General features: G+C 67.1%; 18 protein-coding genes. 6 read left to right on the top strand and 12 right to left on the bottom strand.

The window, feature by feature from the left end; genetic code table 11:
* The first annotated feature begins 209 nt into the window (after positions 1–209).
* Positions 210–1,028 (top strand): peptide chain release factor N(5)-glutamine methyltransferase, encoded by an 819-nt coding sequence (gene prmC, locus ASE70_RS09700; protein WP_056504091.1) that lies wholly within the window; start codon positions 210–212, stop codon positions 1,026–1,028.
* 243 nt (positions 1,029–1,271) lie between these two features.
* Positions 1,272–2,255, top strand: coding sequence for a DUF4167 domain-containing protein (locus ASE70_RS19165; RefSeq protein WP_235519739.1), 984 nt, complete (start codon positions 1,272–1,274; stop codon positions 2,253–2,255).
* A 133-nt stretch (positions 2,256–2,388) separates the two neighbouring features.
* On the opposite strand, the gene ASE70_RS09690 is transcribed toward ASE70_RS19165, so the two are convergent.
* The 11 genes from ASE70_RS09690 to lgt all read right to left on the bottom strand — a co-directional run bounded on the left by ASE70_RS09690 (position 2,389) and on the right by lgt (position 14,703).
* Entirely contained in the window at positions 2,389–2,994 is a 606-nt protein-coding gene (locus tag ASE70_RS09690) for a DedA family protein (protein ID WP_056504085.1), read from the bottom strand.
* 36 nt (positions 2,995–3,030) lie between these two features.
* Complete coding sequence (gene gshB, locus ASE70_RS09685) at positions 3,031–3,984, bottom strand: glutathione synthase (protein ID WP_056504082.1); 954 nt, start codon at positions 3,982–3,984, stop codon at positions 3,031–3,033.
* Positions 3,985–4,040: 56 nt separating this feature from the next.
* Positions 4,041–4,970 (bottom strand): cell wall hydrolase, encoded by a 930-nt coding sequence (locus ASE70_RS09680; protein WP_056504079.1) that lies wholly within the window; start codon positions 4,968–4,970, stop codon positions 4,041–4,043.
* A gap of 172 nt (positions 4,971–5,142) precedes the next feature.
* Positions 5,143–7,983 carry a M16 family metallopeptidase gene (locus ASE70_RS09675; RefSeq protein WP_056504076.1) on the bottom strand — a complete coding sequence of 947 codons (2,841 nt, stop codon included), beginning with the start codon at positions 7,981–7,983 and terminating at the stop codon, positions 5,143–5,145.
* A 118-nt stretch (positions 7,984–8,101) separates the two neighbouring features.
* On the bottom strand, positions 8,102–8,302 hold the full coding sequence (locus ASE70_RS09670) for a hypothetical protein (protein ID WP_056003549.1): 201 nt from the start codon (positions 8,300–8,302) through the stop codon (positions 8,102–8,104).
* Positions 8,303–8,323: 21 nt separating this feature from the next.
* Entirely contained in the window at positions 8,324–9,457 is a 1,134-nt protein-coding gene (gene tgt / locus ASE70_RS09665) for a tRNA guanosine(34) transglycosylase Tgt (protein WP_056504073.1), read from the bottom strand.
* 372 nt (positions 9,458–9,829) lie between these two features.
* Positions 9,830–11,149 (bottom strand): cystathionine gamma-synthase family protein, encoded by a 1,320-nt coding sequence (locus tag ASE70_RS09660; protein WP_056504070.1) that lies wholly within the window; start codon positions 11,147–11,149, stop codon positions 9,830–9,832.
* A gap of 177 nt (positions 11,150–11,326) precedes the next feature.
* The gene (gene pgeF, locus ASE70_RS09655) at positions 11,327–12,112 is read right to left on the bottom strand and encodes a peptidoglycan editing factor PgeF (protein WP_056504063.1); all 786 of its coding nucleotides are present in this window, start codon (positions 12,110–12,112) and stop codon (positions 11,327–11,329) included.
* On the bottom strand, positions 12,109–12,618 hold the full coding sequence (locus ASE70_RS09650; protein ID WP_056504060.1) for a GNAT family N-acetyltransferase: 510 nt from the start codon (positions 12,616–12,618) through the stop codon (positions 12,109–12,111). The genes pgeF and ASE70_RS09650 overlap by 4 nt, the downstream gene beginning before the upstream one ends.
* On the bottom strand, positions 12,615–13,661 hold the full coding sequence (locus tag ASE70_RS09645) for a class I SAM-dependent methyltransferase (RefSeq protein WP_056504053.1): 1,047 nt from the start codon (positions 13,659–13,661) through the stop codon (positions 12,615–12,617). Before ASE70_RS09645 ends, ASE70_RS09650 begins: the two co-directional genes overlap by 4 nt.
* A gap of 142 nt (positions 13,662–13,803) precedes the next feature.
* Positions 13,804–14,703: a prolipoprotein diacylglyceryl transferase gene (gene lgt / locus ASE70_RS09640; protein ID WP_056504052.1), complete on the bottom strand. Its 900-nt coding sequence runs from the start codon at positions 14,701–14,703 to the stop codon at positions 13,804–13,806.
* 218 nt (positions 14,704–14,921) lie between these two features.
* Here lgt and ASE70_RS09635 point away from each other — a divergent pair, with 218 nt between their 5' ends.
* From ASE70_RS09635 to ASE70_RS09620, 4 genes are all read left to right on the top strand, one after another.
* Complete coding sequence (locus ASE70_RS09635) at positions 14,922–17,153, top strand: xanthine dehydrogenase family protein molybdopterin-binding subunit (protein WP_056504051.1); 2,232 nt, start codon at positions 14,922–14,924, stop codon at positions 17,151–17,153.
* Positions 17,154–17,416: 263 nt separating this feature from the next.
* Entirely contained in the window at positions 17,417–18,424 is a 1,008-nt protein-coding gene (hemH, locus tag ASE70_RS09630) for a ferrochelatase (protein WP_056399221.1), read from the top strand.
* A 30-nt stretch (positions 18,425–18,454) separates the two neighbouring features.
* Complete coding sequence (gene phbB, locus ASE70_RS09625) at positions 18,455–19,177, top strand: acetoacetyl-CoA reductase (RefSeq protein ID WP_056504048.1); 723 nt, start codon at positions 18,455–18,457, stop codon at positions 19,175–19,177.
* Positions 19,178–19,852: 675 nt separating this feature from the next.
* Entirely contained in the window at positions 19,853–20,770 is a 918-nt protein-coding gene (locus tag ASE70_RS09620) for a DUF3667 domain-containing protein (protein ID WP_056504045.1), read from the top strand.
* Between the two features lie 474 nt (positions 20,771–21,244).
* Here ASE70_RS09620 and ASE70_RS09610 read toward each other — a convergent pair.
* A partial coding sequence (locus ASE70_RS09610) for a LysR substrate-binding domain-containing protein (RefSeq protein ID WP_327196828.1) occupies positions 21,245–22,122 on the bottom strand: 878 nt, incomplete at its 5' end.

Here is a 22,122-nt window from a genome sequence, read left to right as displayed (position 1 = left end):
AGATTTCGCGCAGAGGCGAAGAGGCGCAGAGAGGTTGCGAAGGCTGATCGCGCAGCGATCCCTCTCAACCGTCATCGCAATCCAGTCGGAAGGCGCCTTACAGCGTAGAATGTCGCCCATAGGGCACCCTCTCTGCGCCTCTGCGCCTCTGCGCCTCTGCGCGAAATCTCTCTTCTTTCCTTCGCGTCTTCGCGCCTTCGCGTGAACCCATGACCACGCTCCGCAAAGCGCTGACCGAAGCAACGGCGCGGGTCGCCCCCGTCTCCGACTCCCCTCGTCTCGACGCCGAACTCCTCGCTGCCCATGCGCTAGGCTGCACGCGGGAGGCAATGCTGCTTGCCCGGCTCGACGATCCGGTGCCGACAACGTTCGAGCCCTTGGTTCGACGACGCCTGACCCACGAACCGGTGGCCTACATCACCGGCAGCCGCGCCTTCTGGACGATCGATCTCGCGGTCGGTCCCGGCGTGCTGGTGCCGCGCGCCGATAGCGAGACGCTGATCGAGGCGGCGGTCGACCATTTCGCGGAACGTCCGCCACGACGCATCCTCGACCTCGGCACCGGACCCGGCACGCTGCTGCTGGCGGCGCTGGCCGAATGGCCGCAGGCGAGCGGGCTGGGCATCGACGCGTCGGAAACGGCGCTCGACTATGCCCGCCGCAATGCTGTCGCGCTGGGATTGGCGGATCGTGCCGTCCTGCAGCCGGGCGACTGGACCGCCGGGATCGACGAACGCTTCGACCTGATCCTCGCCAATCCGCCCTATATCGGGACGGCGGAGGCGTTGCCGCAGGAGGTGGCCGGTCACGAACCCGCGGCGGCATTGTTCGCCGGAGCGGACGGGCTGGACGATTATCGCCGCATCGTCCCCGACCTGCCGCGCCTGCTCGCGCCCGGCGGGATCGCCGCGATCGAGATCGGGCATGAACAGGGCGATGCCGTCCTCGCGCTGGTCCGTGCCGCCGGCCTGTCGGCGCGACTGGTACGCGACCTCGGCGACCGGCCGCGCTGTGTGGTTGCCGGTTGAAATCCGGCGCTTCGAAGCCATATTTTCCTTGGAGAAGCCGTGCGCAGCCGCTAAGACCGGCTTGGGGCAGGCACCATCGACCAGGTCGTTGATTGCGGGGCGTGGCTCCTTCCATCGTCATGTGCGCCACTGTCGTCCGGTGGTCATGGCAGGCGGACGGTGCCCGTGCATCGCCTTGCGGATTTGCTCGCATCCGCGATCGGTAGATCGACGGACAGGTAAGGACAGGACAACCAACCCTTGATGAACAATCGTCAGGCCGGCCGCCGTCGCGGTCGCGGTACTCAGCGTCAGCCGGGAACCGGCGGCGGCAATTCGCGCGACAACGGCAATCGCATCGACAATCGCGCGCGTGGCAATGCGGCGCAGTTGCTGGAAAAGTACAAGAACCTCGCCGCCGACGCCCAACGCGCCGGCGATCGGGTGAACACCGAATATTACCTCCAGTTCGCCGACCATTATTTCCGCGTGCTCGAAGCCGGTCGCTCGCGTGTCGAGGAACAGCGTCGCGCCCGCGACGATTTCGACGGTGCCGATGACGAGGATTTCGATCTCGACGAGAACGAGGCCGGCAACGATCGTGGCAACCAGCGCGACGATCGCCCGCGTGAAGATCGTGGCAATCGTGACGACCGCCAGCCCCGCGCCCAGCGCGACGATCGCTACGCCCGGGACGATCGCCAGCCGCGCGAAGACCGCGGCCAGCGCGAAGAGCGTCAGGCCCGCGACGACCGCGCTCCTCGTGAGGATCGCCAGCCGCGTGAAGAACGTCAGGCTCGCGACGACCGTGCCCCCCGTGACGACCGTCAGCCACGCGAAGAGCGTCAGTCGCGCGAAGACCGCGCGCCGCGGGAAGAACGCCAGCCGCGCGAGCGTCTGCGCCGCGACGGTGGCCGGATGCAGCAGCCGGCCGCCGATCCGGGCGAACGGCGCGGTGTCGAGGGCGAAGTCGGCACGCAGCAGGCCGAGCAGCAGATCGACGTGGCTCCGGTAGCCGAACCGGCACCCGTTCCGGTTACTGCTGAAGCGACCGAAGCGAAGCCGGTCCGTCGCCGCACGCCGCGCGCCCGCGCCGAAGCTGCGCCGGCCCCCGTCGAGGAAGCGGCACCGTCGATCGAAGCCGACCGCCTGCCGCCGGCGCTGTCGGCCGGCGACGATGCTGCCGACCGCCCGCGCCGCCGCCGGCGCGTGCGTACGGAAGAAGAGGCCGCCCCGCCCGTCGCCTGATCGGGCGCGCACGGCACGTAAACGAAATCGCCCCGGGTCACACCGGGGCGATTTTCATGTGGGGCTGCATTGGTTCGCGTGACGCGCTGCGCCAGTGCCCGCTCTGATCGGCCGGTACCGCACGCGATCGACGTCAGCGTTGCGCCCGCGGCTTCCACGTGACGACGCGGTACACGTAGAACAGCACGATCGCGACCGACATGCCGATCGCGACCGGGCCGACATACTGGTCGAGCTGTTCGAAATTCGATCCCAGCCACAGCCCGGCATAGGCGAGCACCGCATTCCACACGATGCTGCCGGTGAAGGTCGCGAGAAAAAAGCGCCAGCGCGGCATGCACGCCATGCCGGCGGGCAGCGAGATCAGCGTGCGGAACGTCGGCATGAACCGGAAGACGAACACCGTCTTGCCGCCATGTTTGCGGAAAAAGCGGTGCAGCTTCTCGACATCCTCCCATTCGACGGTCAGCCACCGGCCCCAGCGATCGACGAACGGCTTGAGCCCGTGATAGCCGAACCGCCGCCCGATCGCGTACCAGAAGTAATTGCCGGCCGTAGTCCCGGCGGTCCCCCATAGCAGCAACGGCACCATCGTCATGTCGCCGCGCGCGACCGCCATCCCGCCAAGGCCCATGATGACCTCCGACGGGATCGGTGGCACGACATTTTCCAGCGCCATCAACAGGAAGATGCCGATATAGCCGCCGCGCGCGATGGCATCGAGAATGAAGGTCGTCATGGGGTCTGGGAACGTGCGGACGCGGCTTTCGTGCCGTTACCGCGCCGCCACCCGTGCCTCGATCGCGTCCCAGATCATGCCCGCAACGTCGGTGCCGTCGAATTTCTCGATCGCGACGATGCCGGTGGGGGAGGTGACGTTGATTTCGGTCAGCCATTCGCCGCCGATCACGTCGATCCCGACGAAGATCAGCCCGCGCCGCTTGAGCTCCGGCCCGAGAGCCGCACAGATCTCGCGCTCGCGCTGCGTCAGTTCGGTCTTGGCAGCGGTGCCGCCGACCGCGAGGTTCGACCGGATCTCACCCGCGCCCGGCAGGCGGTTGACCGCGCCCGCGACCTCGCCATCGACCAGCACGATCCGCTTGTCGCCCTGCGCCACCGCTGGCAGGAACGCCTGCACCATGTGCGGTTCGCGGTAGGCGGTGTTGAACACCTCGATCAGCGACGACAGGTTCTGCGCATTGCTGTCGATTTTGAAGATCGCCTTGCCGCCATTGCCGTGCAGCGGCTTCACCACGACCGACCCATGTTCGGCAAGGAACGCGCGCGCTTCGTCGACCGACCGGGTGATCAGCGTCGGCGGCATGAACCGCTGATAGTCGAGCACGAACAGCTTTTCCGGCGCATTGCGGACTGATGCCGGATCGTTGACGACCAACGTCCGGTCGCTGATCCGCTCCAGCAGGTGCGTCGCAGTGATATAGCCGAGGTCGAACGGCGGGTCCTGCCGCATCAGCACGACATCGGCCTGTTCGCCGAGGTCGAGTAAGACCGGATCGCCGAGCGTGAAGTGATCGCCGACCACCCGCTGCACCGTCACCGGCTGTGCCCGCGCCCATATCCGATCGCCCGACTGGTTCAGGTCTTCGGCGGCATAATGGAACAGCCGATGCCCGCGCGCCTGCGCCGACAGCATCAGCGCGAAGGTCGAATCGCCTGCGATGTTGATGCCCGATATGGGGTCCATCTGGACGGCGACGGTCAGCGACATGGGAAACTCTCCGATGGTTCGCGGTGCAGGTAGGCGCGGGACACGCGAATGTCACGTCAGCGCAGCGGCCGACCCGAATCCTTCCACCGGTCGAGGATCTGCGAATCCGCCGGTAGCGTGACCGGCGCAGGTGTCGCCGTTGAAACCGGCACGGGCAGCGGCAGCGCCGCGATCGGAGGCGGTACCGTCGCCATCGGTACCGTCGTCGCGGGCAGCGGCACGGCCTGAGGCGGCCCCGGCAGCGGCTCGCCACCGACATAGCGGTCGCGAAAGGCGGCGGGCGTGCCCCATCCGCCCTTCCACCGATGAAAAAAATGCGCGCCGAACACGCCGGTCATCACCAGTGTCCGGTTCCACGACGGGGTGACGGCATAGGTATGGTAATGCGTCGCCAGCCCGACCGGCGCGAACACCTCGCCCGCCAGCGCCCGCGCCGCAACCCGCCGGGCGCGCAGCCAGACTGCCGGAGCCGGCGTCCGCGCCATCGCGCCGTCGCATGCGAAGCTGAATTGGCAACGCGGGTGATCCGAACCCTGAAACACCACGCCGCACACCGTCGCCGGAGAGGCGGGGTGCCGCACGCGGTTCAGGACGACCTGCGCCACCGCACGCTGCCCCGCATCGGGTTCGTTGCCGGCCTCGTAATAGATCGCGCTCGTCAAACACTGCAGCGCGCGGGCACGGTCGATCTGGCTGCCGCGTAGAGCAAAGGGTCGGGCGGCGCGGATCGAGGTGTCGGTGGTGTCGTTCGGGACGGGTAGCGGGGGCAGGGCGGTCGTGCCGGTCTCGCCGCGGCCGACCGGGGCGTCGAGCAACAGCAGGGCCGCGCCTGGAAAATGGTCGTCGGCTTCGTAGCCCGATCGGGCGGGCGGGGGTGCCGGTTGCGGTTCACGGGGGTGGAAGGTCGCGAGCACGGTCCCGGCGAAGATCAGGGCGATGCCGATCGCTATCCACCGGTTCCGGACAAGGGTCGAAAACGTCGCCATCGTGCTGGCCTGTAACCGAAATATCTGCCCGTCTCGTGAAGAAATCCTCCCCGGCATGGGGGGGTGACCGCCGCGAAGCGGTGGTGGAGGGGGATCGCCACAAGCGCACCGCTCGCGGACATCCCCCTCCACCAGCCTGTGGCTGGTCCCCCTCCCCGCGGAGCGGGGAGGATTATTTGGCGCCCAGATTCGCGCTTCCGAGATCGACCGACGCGGCGGGGATCACCACCAGCTGCGGATAGGCCGCCCGCAGCGGTTCGAGGAACTGCTTGGCGTCGCCGACCACGACGATGCTTGCCGCCTTCGGGTCCATCACCCGCGCCGCCACCGACTGGACCGCCGCCGGCCCGACCGCCTCGACCGAGGGGAGGAAGGTCGCGATGCGCGCCAGCGGCACGCCATCGGCGACATAGGTGGCGAAGGTGCCGGCAATACCGCTGGTCCGTTCGATCGTCCGCCCGAAATTGCCGGTCAGCACCGCCTTGCGCGTCGCCAGTTCGGCCTCGAGTGCCGGTTCGCTGCCCAGTCGGCGCAACTCGTCGGTGATGATCTTGACCACCTCGGGTGCCGACGGGTTCTTGGTCTGGGTCGACGCGCCGATGGCACCGCCCCGGCGCCGGGCGTCGAGCTCGGATCGCGCACCATAGGCGAGACCGCGCTTGATGCGGATTTCCTGGTTGAGCCGCGAGGAGAAACCGACGCCGAGCGTCGCATTGGCAACGGCGGCGGGGAAATAATTCTTGTCGTCCCGCGCGATGCCGGGACGGGCGACGACCACACCCGCCTGTCCGGCACCGGGCATGTCGACCACGATCACGCGGGGTTGCGGCGCGGCATATACCGGCGCGGGCGCGGCGGCAGAGCCGGGTTGCGCCGTCCAGTCGCCGAACAATCGCGTGGCCAGCGCCATCCCGGCGTCCGCCGTCAGATCGCCGACCAGCACCAGCGTCGCCTCCGCCGGCTGCCACGCCCGACGATAGGCGGTGACGACATCGTCGCGCGTGATCGCCTTCAGCGATGTCGGCGTGCCCGTTGCCGGATGGCCATAGGGCGATGCGCCGAACACGACGCGATCGGCGACTAGGCCCGCCAGCTGCCCCGGATCGGTCAGCGCCACCGACACGCCGTCGATGGTCCGTGTCCGCAGCCGCTCGATCTCGTCCTGAGCAAAGGCCGGGTTGCGCGCGACATCGGCAAGGATGGCGAGCGCGGGCGCGGCCTGTGCCGATCCGACGGTCAGCGTCACGCTCTGCGAATCCCAGCCCGCGCCGCTGCCGATGCTGCCGCCCAGCGATTCGACCGCGCGGGCGATCTCGGTCGCCGAGCGCGTCTTGGTGCCTTGGGTCAGCAATCCCGCGGTCAGTTCGCCGACGCCCGCGCGGTCCTGCGGATCGGCCACCGCGCCACCGCCCCCGACCAGCGCGGCGGTGATGATCGGTACCCCGCGCTTTTCGACCAGCACGATCCGCATGCCGTTGGGCAGGCGCCGTTCGATCGGCACGGGGATCGCGACCTGCACCGGTGCGGCCGGGGCGGGGGGCAGGATGCGCTGGCCTTCGGGGGCGGGGGTGTACACCGCGATGCCGGGCGGCACCGCCAGCGGCGTGGTGACGACGCTGCTGGCGATGGCGATCGGGTCGCTGGTCGCGTTCGCCGGTTTGGCGGTGTCGGGCAGATAGCGGACGGTCGCCGCGCGGTTGGCGGCCAGCCAGGTCCTGGCGACGCGCTGCACATCGGCGGCGGTGACGCGGCCGATCGCGGCCAGGCCCTTGTCCGCTGCCTGCGGATCGCGCTCGACGATGACGCCCTGCGCCAACGCCGACGCCTTGCCCTCCGCCGTTTCGCGCGACAGCAGTTCGGCGGTGGTGATCTCGTTCTTCGCCTCGGCCAGTTCGGCCGCCGTCGGCGGGGTCGCGATCAGGCTGGCGACCTCGCGCTTGAGCGCCGCCTCGCCATCCGACACCGATTTGCCGCCGGCAAGGATCGCGTAAAGCGACAGCGTGCCCGGCCCCTGTTTGGCGTCGAGCTGGACGCCGACATCCTGCGCGATCTGGTCGCGATAGACCAGCGACTGGTGCAGCCGCGAATTGTCGCCGCCCGACAGGATCGCGTCGAGCACCTTGAGCGCCGCCTGATCGGGATGATTGGCGGGCGGCAGGGGATAGCTGATCAGGACGGCGGGCAATGGCGTGTTCGCCTCGTACACCGTCTTCGTCACCGATTGCTGGCGAACGGGTTCGTCGATCGTCACGCGGGGGATCGGGCGGCCGGGCTTGGCGATCGGACCGAAATACTGGTCGACCCAGCGGTTCAGTTGCGCGGGATCGAAATTGCCGGCGACCACCAGCACGGCATTGTCGGGCCGGTAATAGGTCGCGTGGAAGGCGCGGATATCGTCGATCGTCGCCGCGTCCAGATCGGCGATCGATCCGATGCCGGGCCGGGCATAGGGATGGCGGCTATACGACACCATCGGCGCATACAGGCCGAACAGCTTGCCATAGGGCTGCGCGAGGATGCGGCTGCGCAATTCCTCCTTCACGACCTCGCGTTCCGACGCGAAGGTCTTGGGATCGACGACCAGCGTCGCCATCCGGTCGGCCTCGGCGAACAACAGCCGTTGCAGATGGTTGGCCGGCACCACCTCGAAATAATTGGTGTAGTCGTCGGCAGTCGACGCGTTGTTGTACCCTCCGACATCCTCGGTCAGCCGGTCGAGCTGTTCGGGCACCAGATTGCGCGTCGCCTTGAACATTAAATGTTCGAACATGTGCGCAAAGCCGGACCGCCCGGCGGGATCGTCCTTTGACCCGACATCGTACCACACCTGCACCGACACGTTCGCGCTCGACGTGTCGCGAATGGCATAGACACGCAGGCCGTTGGGCAGGGTGCGTTCGGTATAGGCGATCGGCGGGACCGTCGCCTGCGCCGCCGCGGGCACGGCACGCGGCTGCGCATAGGCGGGGGCAAACAGGGCGGTCGAAATCAGCAACGCAAGGCCGAGACGCATTGGGAAACTCCGGCAGGAAGAATGCCGGAGATGTGGGCCGCGCGGGCGGCGGGTGTCAATGTATCATCGGCTACGGGCGTCACGCCGGATCAGCCCCCGTGACGCTCCCGCCGGCCGATCAGCCCTTTTTACGGCCGGCATTGGCGTAGAGCAGCGCAGCGGCAAGCGCGGCCGATCCGATGCCGATACCGACGCCGATCGGCACCAGCGGCCATGCCTGTCCCTTGGACGGCTGCCGGGTATCGGCCGCGGCGTCGGCGAGGCGCTTGGCTTCCTTGGCCGCGGCGGCAACCTCGTTCAGTGCGGTTTTTTCGGTCATGATCCTCTCCCTCTTTTATGCTCAACGCTTCCCGGCCGTGTAGCGTGCCCGGAAATCGTCGGAGAAAACACGCAGCGTGTCGCTGGCGATGGCGGCGCGCAGATCGGCCATCAGCGCCTGATAGAAATACAGATTATGCTCGGTCATCAGCATCGCCCCCAATATCTCGCCCGCACGGACCAGATGGTGGAGATAGGCGCGGCTGAAATTGCCGCAGGTCGGACAGGCGCAGTCGGGGTCGGCGGGGCCCAGATCCTCGGCAAACTTGGCATTGCGGATGTTGATCGGGCCGGTGCGCGTAAACGCCTGGCCGGTGCGACCCGATCGGGTCGGCAGCACGCAATCGAACATGTCGATGCCGCGCTCGACCGCGCCGACGATGTCGTCGGGCTTGCCGACGCCCATCAAATAGCGGGGTTTGTCGACCGGCAACTGGCCCGGTGCATAATCGAGCACGCCGAACATCGCCTCCTGCCCCTCACCCACGGCAAGGCCGCCGACCGCATAGCCATCGAAGCCGATATCGATCAGCGCATCGGCGGACGCCTTGCGCAGCTTTTCGTCGAGCGCTCCCTGCTGAATGCCGAACAGGGCGGCGCGTGAGGCATGCTCCTCGCCCGAGTCGAACCCGGCACGGCTGCGACGCGCCCAGCGCATCGACCGCTCCATCGCGCGGGCCTGTACGTCGGGGGTCGACGTCGTCGGCACCAGTTCGTCGAACGCCATGACGATGTCGCTGCCCAGCAGCCGCTGGATTTCCATCGATCGTTCGGGGCTCATCAGATGACGGGTGCCGTCCAGATGGCTCTTGAACTCGACGCCATCCTCCGACCGTTTGGTCAGTTCGGACAGGCTCATCACCTGATATCCGCCGCTGTCGGTCAGGATCGGCCGGTCCCAGCCCATGAAGGCGTGCAGCCCGCCTAGCCGCGCCACCCGCTCGGCGCTGGGCCGCAGCATCAGGTGATAGGTGTTGCCGAGCAGGATGTCGGCACCGGCGGCGCGCACGTCCTGCGGCTTGACCGCCTTGACCGTGGCGGCGGTACCGACCGGCATGAAGGCGGGGGTGCGGATTTCGCCACGCTGCATGGCGATAGTCCCGGTGCGGGCGCGGCCGGAGGTGGCGGTGACGGTAAAGGCGAAACGGGGCGGCATAAGGGGTCGCGTCATGCCGGACCTTACCCGCGCTGTCGACCGTTGTGGCGGCCTGTGGATGGGAGAGACGACATGGCCGAACCGCTGAACCCCGGTGACGACGCCGCACCCGGCACGCCGGGTACGGGTGAGGATGTATGCCCGCGTTGTGGAGGCACTGGCACGATCGACGGGGGCGAGTGCCAGAATTGCGGCGGGACGGGCAAGGTGATCGAAGGTATAGGCGGCGCCTAAGTCCTCCCCGCTCCGCGGGGAGGGGGACCAGCGAAGCTGGTGGAGGGGGGTGTCGGCGTACGCGTCGGTTGCGTTGCGCGGCAAACCCCCTCCACCACCGCTTCGCGGCGGTCCCCCTCCCCACGCAGTGGGGATGAGCTAGATTGCTTCGAGCGCCTGTTCGAAATCGGCGATTAGGTCGTCGGCATCCTCGACCCCAATCGAGATCCGCACCAGATTGTCGGTGATCCCCAGCGCCGTCTTGCGCGCATCGGGCACCGACAGATGCGTCATTCCCGCCGGATGGCTGGCGAGTGTCTCGGTCCCGCCGAGACTGACGGCCAGCTTGGCGATGACCAGCGCGTCGAGGAACGCGAACGCCTCGCGCTCGCCGCCCTTCAGATACAGCGAGAAGGTCGACCCGCCGCCGGTGCAGTGGCGGGCATAGATGTCGGCCTGCCGCGCCATGCCTTCGGCATCCTTCAGGAACCCCAGATAGCCGACCCGCTCGACCTTCGGATGATCGCGCAGGAACGCGCAGACCCTTTCGGCATTCTCGCCCGCCCGGCTCATGCGGAGTTCGAGCGTTTCGAGACTGCGCAGCAGCATCCACGCGGTGTTCGGGTCGCAAATCGTGCCGATGGTGTTGCGCATCGACCGTATCGTGTTGATGTGAGCCTTCGAACCCAGCACGCCGCCAGCCACCAGGTCACTGTGTCCGCCGGCATATTTGGTCAGCGAATAGACGACCAGATCGGCACCGTGTTGCAGCGGTTGCTGCCAAAGCGGCCCCAGAAACGTGTTGTCGATCGCGATCGGCGGCTTTTCCGCCCCGTCGCCGAACACCGCGTCGCGGGCGGCCGCGACCGCTTCGATATCGACCAGCGCGTTGGTCGGGTTGGCGGGACTTTCGAGATAGATCAGCGGGACCGGACCTTCCGCCTGCCGCAGCACTGCCTCGATCTCCTCGCGGGTCGCGCCGGCCGGAAAATCGAGATACTTCACCCCGAAGCGGCCGAGCACGCGGCCGATCAGCGTTTCGGTCGCCGCATAGAGCGGTCCCGAATGGATGACCGTGTCGCCGGGCTGGACCATCGCCAGAAACAGCGTCGCGATCGCCGACATGCCGCTGGAGAAGACCAGCGCATCCTCTGCCGCTTCCCAGACGCCCAGCCGGTCTTCGAGGATTTCCTGATTGGGGCCGTTGAAGCGCGAATAGACCAGCCCCTCCGCACCGCCCGGCCGCTTGCCGGTCACGCCCTCGAAATGGCGCTTGCCCGCCGCGGCGTTGGGAAAGACATAGGTCGAGGTCGCGAAGATCGGGGGTTTCAGCGACCCTTCGGAGAGGACCGGGTCATAGCCATGGCCCATCATCAGCGTCGCGGGTTTCAGCCGGCGACCGCCAACGGTGTCGACCGAGGGCTTGGGGCGACGGCGCGGCGGAACGCCGGTCAGGTCGGCTTCGGTTTCGTCGGGCATCTGAGTCTCTCCTGCTTTTTCAGGAGAGCGTAGCGATAGTTACGGGAGAAACCAAATCGGGTGGCCGTGCCTGCCCGTCATTCCGGCGAAGGCCGGAATCCATGGACGGAGTGACGTCGCGGCAGAAACGGGCGCACCCGACACAATGGATCCCGGCCTGCGCCGGGATGACTAGCGTTACGGTTGGGCGATCCCGATCACCGACAATTGCCGCCCATAATCCGCCTCGCCGCGGTGCGTCGCGCGGCGGAAGCTGAAGAAGCGATCCGCCTGCGCATAGGTGTCGAGCCCCAGCGCCTCGATCCGCCGCACGCCCGCTGTCGCCAGCCGGTGCACCACATAGGCTTCAAGATCGAACCGGGCATGGCCGGGCCGGTTTTCGGCGAAGAACCGCTCATTGGCCGGATCGGTCAAACAGAAGCGTTCGACGAAGCCCATATCGACCTCATAGCTTGCCCGCGCGATGCACGGGCCGATCGCGGCGGCGATCCGGCCGCTGCGTGCGCCGAGCTTTTCCATCTGCGCGATCGTCGCATCGGTAATGCCCGCCAGCGCGCCCTTCCACCCGGCATGCGCCGCTCCGACCACGCCGGCCTCCGGATCGGCGAGCAGCACCGGCGCGCAATCGGCGGTGACGATGCCGAGCAGGATGTCGGGCCGTTCGGTGACCATCGCGTCGCCCTGCGGCCGGTCGGCATCGGGAAAGGCGGTCAGCACCCGCACGACCGAGGCCGAGTGCGTCTGATACAGCCCGCACAGCGCCGCGCCGGGCAGCACCGCCGCCACGGCCCGCGCGCGATTTTCCGCCACCGCCGCCGGATCGTCGGCCGATCCGAGGCCGACGTTCAGCCCTGCGACGACCCCGGTCGACACGCCGCCGCGCCGCCCGAGAAAACCGTGCGCCACGCCGTCCAGCGCGGCGGCGCGGACCACGTCGACCTCGCTCGCGCCGTTGCCCGTCACAGCGCCACCCGCATCACGTCGTCCACATCGCGATGATTACCGACCATGAAGTCGTAGCTGCCGACCCGTTCGAAGCCATAGCGTTCGTAAAACCGCCGGGCGCGATGATTGTCGACGAAAACCGACAGATAGAGTTCGTCGGCACCGGTCGCGCGCGCCGTCGCCAGCATATGCGCCATCATCCGCGCGGCGAGCCCGCTGCCCTGCCATGCGGTTCGCACATAGAATTGGCGCAACTCGATCGGCCGTCCGCGCGGTTCGAACGGCAGCGACGGCGGGCCGAGCTTGGCGTAGCCGGCCGCGTCGTCGCCAGCCATCGCCAGCACGACATGAAATCGCGGATCGGTCAGTTCCCCGGTCCACTTGTCGGGCGTGTGATTGGTCAGGAAGGCGGCAAGATCGGCCGGGTCGTAGAGCGTGCCGAACGTCTCGGTAAAGGTTTCCGCCCCGATCCTCGCCAGCAGCGCGGCATCGGCGGTCGTCGCCGCGCGCAGTACCGGGGTCATGCGAACCCCGCCGGAACCGGCCAGCCGGGGCTGGTGATCGCGATCGCCTTGAACAGGCTGCCCATCTGTTCGTCCTCCACCAGTCGGTCGCGATCGGCGCGCAACCCGTCGGCGCGGTCGGGCGACCGCGCCGATAATGCCTGTACCCGCGCATCGATGCCAAGCGCCTTCAGCAGCGCGCCCTGTTCGATCGGGCCATAAGTCATAGCGTCCTCGGCCCGCGCGGCTTCGGCGAGCGTCGCGAAGTCGACATGCGCGGTCAGGTCCTGCTCGCCCGGATTCTCATAGGGATTGACGAAGCCGTGCCCGCGCACCGCCTGCAGCGTGTCGCCGATCGCCGGGCCGCTATAGCCATAGTCGATGAGGAGCGCGCAGCCGCCCTGCGCGACGATCCGCTTGGCCAGCTGGCGCAGGATGGCGACGGCGGCCGGGGCGGTTTCGAGGACCGAGCCGAGCGGCGCCCCCCGCAGATGCGGGGGGATGATCGGGTCGAAACCGCGCGTGCCGACGATCGGCAGGAACAGCGTATCCTGACACGCGACCAGCCGTTCGCGCCAGCCCTCCGCCGTCTTTACCAGTTGCCGGATCGGCAGCGCGTCGAAAAATTCGTTGGCGACGACCAGCAGCGCGCCGTCGTCGGGCAGGCCGACACCGTCCATCGCCCATTCGGCCTGCGGCACGCGCTTGGCCTGTTCGGCCCGCAGCGTCGGCGAGGTCTCGACGAAATGGACGCCGGGGGTACAGCCCGCCGCTGCCATGGCGCGGAGCGCGTCGGCGGCGAGGGTGCCGCGACCCGGACCGAATTCGACATAGCGCGCCGCCGGCTGCCCGGCGCGATCCCATCCGTCGGCCAGCGACAGGCCGATCAGCTCGCCGAACATCTGGCTGATTTCGGGCGCGGTCGTGAAATCGCCCTTCGCGCCGAGCGGGTCGCGCGTGGCGTAATAGTGCGCGTTGGCCGCCCCCATGAACTGGGCGAGGCTGATCGGCCCGGCCAGCGTGATCGCGCGGGCGAGGCGTTCGGGCAGGGCGGCGTCGGTCACGCGAAATCCTCCCCGCTGCGCGGGGAGGGTGACCGTCCGCAGGACGGTGGAAGGGGGTATCCGTAGACGCAACCGTGGTGGAGCAGGCGAACCCCCTCCACCATGCTGCGCATGGTCCCCCTCCCCGTGTCGGGGAGGAGCTTCACGCGACGCTCTCCGTGCCGGCGATCGGCTCTACCCGTACGCGGCGCTTCTTCGCCGTCGCCATCAGATACCCGCCGACCGCAATCATCGGCAGGGTCAGCCACTGGCCCATATGCAGCCCGGTCGCCTGCGCGAATTCGACCAGCTGGGCATCGGGTTCGCGCCAGAATTCGATGACGAACCGCGCCACGCCGAACCCGGCCATGCCGGTGCCGAGCAGGAAGCCCGGCTTGTACCGCGCATCGGTCCGCCAGAAGAGGAAGGCGAGGATCAGGAACAGGATCAACCCTTCGCCCATCGCCTCATACAGCTGGCTGGGGTGACGCGCCGGATCGAGACCACCGGCGACGGTGCGCGGGAACACGACCGCCCATGGCGCGTCGCTGGGCTTGCCCCACAGCTCGCCGTTCACGAAATTCGCGAGCCGGCCGAGGAACTGGCCGATCGGCGCGACGCAGGTGACATAGTCGGTGACCCGGAGCGCGCGCAGGCTGTGTTTGCGCGACAGCCACCAGATGCCGAGGATCAGGCCGACCATGCCGCCGTGGAACGACATGCCGCCGTCCCACAGGCGCAGGATCTTGATCGGATCGGTAATCATTTCCGGCGCATAGAACAGGACGTAGCCGATCCGCCCGCCGAGGATGATGCCGAGCGTCGCATAGAAGACGAGGTCGTCGGCATGCCGCCGTGCCATCGGTGCGCCGGGCTGGTCGAGCAGCTTGAGCATATACCACCAGCCGGCGAGGATGCCGGTGATATAGGCCAGCGAATACCATTTGAGCTGAAAGAAGCCGAGGTTCAGCGCGACCGGGTCCAGCCCCAGATCGCTGTAGCGGATATGGCCTGCGGCCATGCCGATATCGCCGGTCGCAGCGGCGAGGGTGGAAAGGATCAAGGGAACGCTCCGGCTGTGTGGCGGCGGGTAATATCGGGGAAGCGCGTGGAGGGGAACACAAGATCCTCCCCGCTCCGCGGGGAGGGGGACCGTCCGCGTAGCGGATGGTGGAGGGGGACGTCCGCAGGAGCAGCCGTCGTGGAGCAGGCCACCCCCCTCCACCATGCTCCGCATGGTCCCCCTCCCCGTGCCGGGGAGGATTTGCTACGGCCTTTCCTATGGCAGCTTCCGAACGTCCGACCGTCACCCGCCGCAACCTGCTGATCGGCGGCGGGGCGGGCGTCGGACTGATCGTCGCATGGGGGCTGTGGCCGCGCCGCTATGGCGTCAATCTCGCGGCTGCCGAGGGCGAAAGCGTGTTCGGCGCCTATCTGAAGATCGGCAGCGACGGACAGGTGACGGTCGCGGTGCCGCAAACCGAGCATGGGCAGGGCGTCTATACCGCATTGCCGCAGATCGTGGCCGACGAACTGGGGGCCGACTGGCGAACGGTCGCGGTCGAGGCGGCACCGATCAACCCGCTCTACGCCAATCCGCTGGCCGCCGGCATCCTGTTCGGCGACGCGCTGGCGCTGCTTCCCGAAGCGACGCGCGCGACCCATGCCGAGCGGGCCGCCTTGATGCTGACGGCCGGGTCGACCTCGGTCCGCCGGTTCGAAGCGCCGCTGCGCGCGGCGGGGGCGGCGGCGCGGGTGTTGCTGTGCAAGGCGGCGGCGCGGGGCTGGGACGGCGACTGGCGCAGTTGCGGCACCGCCGATGGATTCGTCGTGATGGGCGACCGCCGCGAACGCTTCGGCGTGCTGGCCGAACGCGCGGCGCGCGAGAGCCTGCCGGGGGGCGAGCTCCCCTTGCGGACCGGCGACGACAAACGGCTGACCGGCACGCCGGCCCCCCGGCTCGACGCCCCGGCCAAGGTCGATGGCAGCGCGACGTTCGCCGGCGACGTGCGCAAGCCGGGCATGGTCTTCGCCTCGATCCGGCAGGGGCCGATCGGCGATGCGAAGCTGCTGAGCGCCGACAAACCGGCAGCGGAGGCGGTGCCCGGCGTGGTCAGCGTGATCGAAACCGATCGCTGGGTCGCCGCCGCCGCGACGACATGGTGGGCAGCCAATCGCGCGGTCGACGCGATGGCCCCGCGCTTCGAAACGCATGGGCTGATCGACGACCGCTCGATCGCGGCCGCCCTCGACGCCGCGCTCGCGGGGGAGGGCGCGCGGGTGCATGATGCTGGCGATATCGATGCGGCGTTCACCGGCGGGCGGACCCAGACCGCGACCTATCGCGTCCGCGCCGCGCTCCATGCCGCGATCGAACCGACCTGCGCGACCGCCGAATGGAATGACGGCACCCTGACGCTGTGGATGCCTACGCAAGCGCCGACGCTGGCCCGCGCTGCCGCCGCGCGCGCGATCGGTATCGGCGAGGACCGCGTCGTCCTGCACCCGACCATCGCCGGCGGATCGTTCGGGGCCAATCTCGACCATCGCGTCGCCGAACAGGTGGCGGTGCTGGCGCGCCGGCTGGAACGGCCGGTGCAACTGACCTGGTCGCGCGGCGAGGATTGTCTGGCCGATCGCTATCGTACGCCCGCCGCCGCGCGGATGACCGCCCGGCTGGGCCGCGGCGGTCGCATCCTTGGCTGGCGCGCGCAGATCGCCGCGCCGCGCACCGGGCGCGATCTGGCGCGATTGCTGCTGGGCGGCGACGTCGCCGCCTCGCTCGGCATGGCACTGCCGGGTGACCGGGGCGATGCGCTGGCGACCGAGGGTGCGGTGCCGGCCTATGGCGTTTCTAATGTCGCGGTCGATCATCATCCCGCCGATCTCGGCCTACCTGCCGGCTGGTGGCGCTCGGGCGCGCATAGCTACACCGCCTTCTTCACCGAATGCTTCCTCGACGAACTGGCGGGGTTTGCCGGAATGGAGGCGCATTCGTTCCGGATCGCGATGCTGGGCGGCGATGTCGCGCTCGCCCGCTGCCTGTCGACGGTCGCGACGATGGGCGGCTGGCAGGGCGGGGTGCCGGGCAGTGCGCAGGGCATCGCCTGTCACCGGATGCGCGGATCGGCGATCGCCTGCATGGCGGAGGCGCATATCGGTGATGACCAGCGGGTGAAGGTCGACCGGCTGGTCGTCGCGGTCGATTGCGGGCGGATCATCAACCCCGATCTGGTGCGCCAGCAAATTGAGGGCGGTCTGATCTTCGGCATGGCGCAGGCGACCGGTGCCGCCACCGGCTTCGACGCGAACCTGCCCGATGTGCGGGGCTTTGGCGGGTTGCATCTGCCCCGGCTGGTCGATGTGCCGGACATCATGGTCGAACTGATCGAATCGGACGGCGATCCCGGCGGCGTGAGCGAACTGGCCGTGCCGGTCGTCGCCCCCGCCATCGCCAACGCGCTGCACGCCGCGACGGGGCGGCGGTATCGGACGCTGCCGCTGCTCGGGTGATCGGGAAGAACGCAGAAGCGGATGTTCGCGCAAAGGCGCAAAGGACGCGGAGAAGAGGTGCTCTTGGAAACGCTTCGCGCGTAAGCGCCTTCGATATCCGGTTGCAGCGGACGAAGAGGTCTCCCGGTCGCGAAACGCCAGCCAATAACGCAACCCCTCTACGTCCTCTGCGCCTCTGCGCGAAAACAAACCTTCTTCTCCGCGCCTCTGCGCGAACCAAATCCCCTTGCACCAAAGCCGGAGCTAAAGCGTTACACGGCGCCATGGACCTGCCGTCGAATCACCCCGCCATTCCCCAGCGCCGCGTCGGCGTACTGCTGATGAACCTCGGCACGCCCGACGATCCGTCGCCGCGATCGGTGAAACGCTATCTCGCCGAATTCCTGTCCGACCGCCGTGTCGTCGAAATCCCGCCGATCGCGTGGCAGCCGATCCTGCGCGGCATCATCCTCAACACCCGTCCGAAGAAATCGGCGCACGCCTATCAACAGGTGTGGAGCGAGCGCGGCTCGCCGCTTGCCGCGATCACCCGCGCCCAGTCCGACGCGATGCAGGGCGCGTTCGGCGACGGCGTCGTGATCGACTGGGCGATGCGCTACGGCAATCCCTCAATCGCCAGCCGGATCGACGCGCTCCGGCAACAGGGCTGCGACCGCGTCCTGCTGGCACCGCTATACCCGCAATATTGCGCAGCAACGACCGCCACCGCCAATGACAAGGCGTTTGCCCATCTCGCGACGTTGCGCTGGCAGCCGGCGATCCGCACCCTGCCGCCCTATTACGACGATCCGTTGTATATCGATGCACTCGCGACGACCCTGCGCGAGGATCTGGCCAAGCTCGCCTTCGAACCCGATGCGATCGTCGCCAGCTTCCATGGCATGCCCAAGCGCACGCTGGCACTCGGCGATCCGTATCACTGTCATTGCCAGAAGACGGCGCGGCTGGTGTCCGAAGCGCTCGACCGGCCGCTGACCATCGCCTTCCAGTCGCGCTTCGGCCCGGCGAAGTGGCTTGGCCCGGCCACCGACGAAACGCTGGTCGAACTGGCGAAGGCGGGCAAGCGCCGCGTCGCGATCTTTGCGCCGGGGTTTTCGGCGGACTGTCTGGAGACGCTGGAGGAACTGGCGATCCGTGGCCGCGAAAGCTTCGAAACAGCGGGCGGCACCGATTTTGCCTATCTTCCTTGCCTGAACGCCGAGCCCACAGGCAATAAAATGTTGCGCAACATTATCGCGCGCGAACTTGCGGGCTGGGTCGACCCCGCCTAGCAGGGACGAAACAGTCGTAGGAGAGAATGCATGGCACGGGTAGCGATCGTCACCGGCGGCACGCGCGGTATTGGCGAGGCGATCAGCCTCGCGCTCAAGGATATGGGCGTCACGGTTGCCGCCAACTACGCGGGCAACGACGAAAAGGCGAAGGCGTTCAGTGATCGCACCGGCATTGCCGCCTTCAAGTTCGACGTGGGCGATTTCGAAGCGACGCAGGCGGGCGTGAAGGCGATCGAGGAAGCGATCGGTCCGGTCGACATCGTCGTGAACAATGCGGGCATCACCCGCGACGGCACCTTGCTCAAGATGACCTACGACATGTGGGACGACGTGATCCGCACGAACCTCGGCGGTTGCTTCAACCTTGCCAAAGCGACCTTCCCCGGCATGCGGGACCGCAAATGGGGCCGGATCGTCAACATCGGTTCGATTAACGGTCAGGCCGGCCAATATGGTCAGGTCAACTATGCCGCCGCCAAGTCGGGCATCCACGGTTTCACCAAGGCACTGGCCCAGGAAGGCGCGCGGTTCGGCGTGACCGTGAACGCGATCGCTCCGGGCTATATCGATACCGACATGGTTGCGGCGGTACCGGCCGACGTGCTCGAAAAGATCGTGGCGAAGATTCCGGTCGGCCGGCTGGGTCAGGCGAGCGAAATCGCACGCGGCGTCGCGTTCCTGTGTTCGGAAGAAGGCGGCTTCGTGACCGGCTCGACGCTCAGCATCAACGGCGGCCAGCACATGTATTGATCGCGGTCGGCGGGGCGGGACCCTGCCGGGTTGATGGACTGGAAGCGCCCCGGTGAAAGCCGGGGCGTTTTTTGGTTAAGGAACAGAATTGGTTCCCCGTGTCGACGGCATCTGCGGAGCGGCATTCGTCCGCACGAAGCCGCACTTGGTTGGCGTTGATGCAGGGCCAGGGCAGCCGCAGAGACAGATCGAGCGAAGCGTCTCCCCCTGCTGCCTCGTCGAATGTTCCCACGGTTTGATGGTGCGATCCTTCCATTGGAATGGAAGGGATGCCTATGGAACAGCCCCGTCAGCGTCGCGCCACGACCACACACACCTCGTCCCAGCTTCTCGCAAGCTCTGCTCACGACGGTAAGCCGTAAGCCGGGTATCAGCACCGGTACGCTGCTTTTGATGGGTCATGGTCGAATGCGAATTCGACCGATTGCCGCAGTGCAACAGGTGATCTAGCATGGCCGCTTAGCGGGGGTGAAACATGCAGGGGCTAGACGATGCGGGCGCGCTGGCGACCGGGGGATTGATCGCACGGGCGGCTCGCACGCCTCGACCGACGACCGGCACCATCTCCATGCCGGACGCTGCCTCAACTGCGGCTCGGCTCGAATTGGTGCCTTTTGCCAGGAATGCGGGCAATCCTCGCATCTGCACAGCGACCTGATCGGTTTCGCGCATGACGTGCTGCACGGCGTCTTCCATTTCGACGGCAAGTTCTGGTCGACGCTGCCGCTCCTCGCCTTTCGTCCGGGCCAGCTGACCCGGCGGTATATCGATGGCGAGCGGACGAAGTTCGTCACGCCGATGGCGATGTTCCTGTTTTCGGTGTTCCTGATGTTTGCCATCGTATCCAACGTGCCCGGCTGGACCGATGGCGGGATGGTCCCGGCAATGGGTGAGGCGACGCCGTCGCTGGGTAGTGTCCACCGGGGCATCGGGCAGGCGGTCCGCGACAAGACCGAGACGATCGCCATGCTCGAGCGCGACCGCGCCGCGGCCGTGGCCGCCGGCCGGTCAGTCGCATCGATCGACACGCAGTTGACCCGGTTTCGCAAGGATCTGGCGAAGCTGACCACCGCCGCGCGGATGCTGCCCGACCTCAACACGGCCAGCCCACGGCTCATCGCCCGCTCGCTGGGCGAACCGGTCGATCAGGACTTGCTGGACTGGCTGTTCGTCAAGGTCGAACATGCCCGCGAGAATCCCAAGCTGCTCATCTACAAGATGAAGAGCGCCGGCTATAAGTACAGCTGGGCGCTGATCCCGCTGACGCTTCCGTTTCTGTGGCTGATGTTCGCGTGGCGGCGAAGGTTCGGGCTGTACGACCACACCGTCTTCGCGACGTATTCGATCGCCTTCATGTCGCTGCTGGTCGTGGTGCTGACTCTGCTCGGCTATGCGTTCGGCGGGGCGGGGCGGACCTTTGCCTGGATCGCGCTGCTCGCGGTGCCGCCAGTCCATATGTACAAGCAACTCCGCTACGGCTACGAATTGCGCCGATTGAGTGCCGTATGGCGGACGGTCGCGCTGCTGCATGTGGTATCGATCACCTCCACGCTGTTCTTCCTGCTGCTTCTCTACCTTGGCGTCGCCGACTAGGGGGTTAGTCCCGGCATCTGGAGGATCGGATTAAGGACGAACCGGTTTGGGTCGGCGGTTCTGATTCTAGCGGCATGTTCGTAGGGCTGAAGCCGGCTGTGAAGCGCGAGACCACCAAACGCGTAACGCCGGGAGATGATGGATGCGTTCAGCGCGTTGATGCGTGAGAGCTTGAGCGGGGACGATCCTACGCTCCGCAAATGCTGTTTGGTCCGTTTAATCTACGAAGTGCGGACGATCAGGAAACGACTCGAATTTTTAGTTCGTCTTGGCTCGATCGGGAGAACGGAGCTGGTCATCATGGGCATGGTGCCGATGTTTGACTGGGAGTGGTGCCGCCCGTCAGACAAAACTGGGCACTCAGAATGCTGGCAAATTTCAGTTCTGCGGCGCTGACCCGAGGTGCGGTGTTCGTCCGAAACGGTTGATAGCAATTCCCAAGCCGACTCTAATCCGCTCCATTATTCCATTGCATTAGATCCAATGACGTAGCGCTTCCAGCACCAAGCTGAATGCGGGGGAAGGCTGTCGCCGGCTGGGATAATAGAGGTAGTAGCCATCGAACGGTTCGCACCAGTCTGCGAGCACTCTGATAAGCGAGCCATCTGTAAAGTGACGAGCGACATGACCTTCGATCGTAAACGCTATGCCACGGCCAGCCAGAGCAGCAGCGACAATCAGGTCAGCGTCGTTGAATACGAGCTGGCCCTGTGTCTTGACCTTCAACTCCTTGCCATCGCGCTCGAATTCCCAGGCGTATAAACCACCCGAGGTCGCCATTCGGAGGCTGATGCAATTGTGCTTCGCCAGATCATAGGGGGTCTGAGGCGTCCCGTGCCGGTCCAGATACCCCGGTGCCGCAAACGCAGCCATGCGCAGCTTCGGGCTGATAGGCACCGCGATCATGTCCTGATCCAGTCGCTCGCCTAGCCGAACGCCGGCGTCGAACCTGCCGCTGACGATATCGACGAGGCCGCTGTCGATACTAATCTCGACATGGATGTCGGGATTTTCCGCGGTTAGTCGATCAACGGCTGGCCACAGCACGGCTCGCGCCGCATGGGCACTCGAAGTGATCCTGACGGTGCCGGCAGGACGCTCGCGTAGCTCGGTCAGCGATGCAAGCTTGTTGTCAATCTCCTCTAGAGCCGGCCGCAATGTTGCGATCAGCCGCTCACCGGCTTCGGTAGGAGCGACGCTTCGCGTCGTCCGGGTCAGCAATCGCAGACCCAGCTTCGCTTCCAGGCGGCGCATTGAGCTGCTGCCGGTTTCGTGGACACCGAGATAAGGTGTTTTTCGGAACCGGAGGATGGAGATGCAACGACGGAAGTTCAGCCGCGAGTTCAAGCTCG

This window comes from Sphingomonas sp. Leaf22 (assembly GCF_001421715.1).
Taxonomy (GTDB): domain Bacteria; phylum Pseudomonadota; class Alphaproteobacteria; order Sphingomonadales; family Sphingomonadaceae; genus Sphingomonas.
This window is presented reverse-complemented; position numbering and strand designations above follow the sequence as displayed.